Here is a 1,254-nt window from a genome sequence, read left to right as displayed (position 1 = left end):
GGGACTGCCCCGGGTTTGGTTGACTCGCGGGGTTGAGTGGTTCAGGCCGCGTGTGCGGGCCTGTTGATTGTCTCAAACTTTATCGGGGTGAGCTTGCCGAGGCGTCGTTGCCGTCGGCGGCGGTGGTAGGTCCGTTCGATCCAGGTCACCATCGCCAAGCGCAGGTCCTGGCGGGTTTGCCAGCGTTGCCGGTCCAGGACGTTGCGTTGCAGCAGGGCGAAGAATGATTCCATCGCGGCGTTGTCGCCGCACGCGCCGACGCGGCCCATCGAGCCGGTCAATCCGTTACACCGCAATGCTTTGACGAACTTTTTCGACCGGAACTGGCTGCCCCTGTCGGAGTGGACCACGGTGCCGGCCGGATTGCGTAGTCGGATCGCGTTGCGCAGCGCCGAGACGGCCAAGGATGCCTTCATGCGGGTGTCGATGGAGTAGCCGACGATCCGATTGGAGTACACGTCCTTGATCGCGCAGAGGTAGAGCTTGCCCTCGGCGGTGGGATGTTCGGTGATGTCGGTCAGCCACACCCGGTTCGGGGCGTCGGCGGTGAACCGGCGTCGCACCAGGTCGTCGTGCACCGGAGGCCCGGCCCGCCTGGTCAGGCCCTTGCGCTTGGCGAACACCGACCAGATCCGCTGCGCCGAGCAGAGCCTGGCCACCCTGTTGACGCCGGCGGTGATGCCGTGGGCGGGTAGTTCGTCAGCGATGAACCGGTACCCGAACGCCGGATCGTCGGCGTGGATGTCCAGGGCGGCGTCGATCAGGTGAGCTTCGTCCCAGTCCCGCTGCGAGACCGGGCTGTTCTTCCACGCGTAGTAGGCCTGCTTGCTGAACCCCAGCACCCGGCAGGTCACCGCGACGGGGATCCCGCCCGCGGCCAGGTCACCGACCAGCGGGTACATCATTTTGGGGAGATCTCCTTGGCGAAGTACGCCGCAGCCCTGCGCAGGATCTCGTTCTCCTGCTCCAAGACCTTGTTACGCCTGCGCAGCTCCCGCAGCTCCGCGGACTCGGAACTGGTGCTCCCCGGACGGACGCCGTCCTCGACGTCGGCGAGCTTGAGCCAGCGGTGCAAACACGCCTCGGAGATCCCGAAGTCCTTCGCGACCTGGGCGATGGGCGCCTCGCCCTTGCGGGCGACCGCGACCACATCACGGCGGAACTCCAGGGGAAACGCTTTCGGCATGACAGACATCCTTCCAGCGAGGAACGCATCCTCACAGGTCAGGAGTCAACCGAACCGGGGGCAGACCC

At 66.1% G+C, this 1,254-nt stretch carries 1 protein-coding gene; it reads right to left on the bottom strand.

The window, feature by feature from the left end:
* Positions 1-41: 41 nt before the first annotated feature.
* A protein-coding gene (locus E1165_RS28605) for an IS3 family transposase (protein ID WP_132394790.1) occupies positions 42-1,186 on the bottom strand; the annotation gives its coding sequence in 2 pieces (ribosomal slippage) (positions 42-913 and positions 913-1,186; 1,146 coding nt in all).
* Positions 1,187-1,254 lie beyond the last annotated feature (68 nt).

It is taken from the genome of Micromonospora sp. KC723, from assembly GCF_004348595.1.
Lineage (GTDB): Bacteria > Actinomycetota > Actinomycetes > Mycobacteriales > Micromonosporaceae > Micromonospora.
The sequence above is the reverse complement of the archived record's forward strand: the minus strand, read 5'-3'. Positions and strand labels throughout refer to the sequence as shown.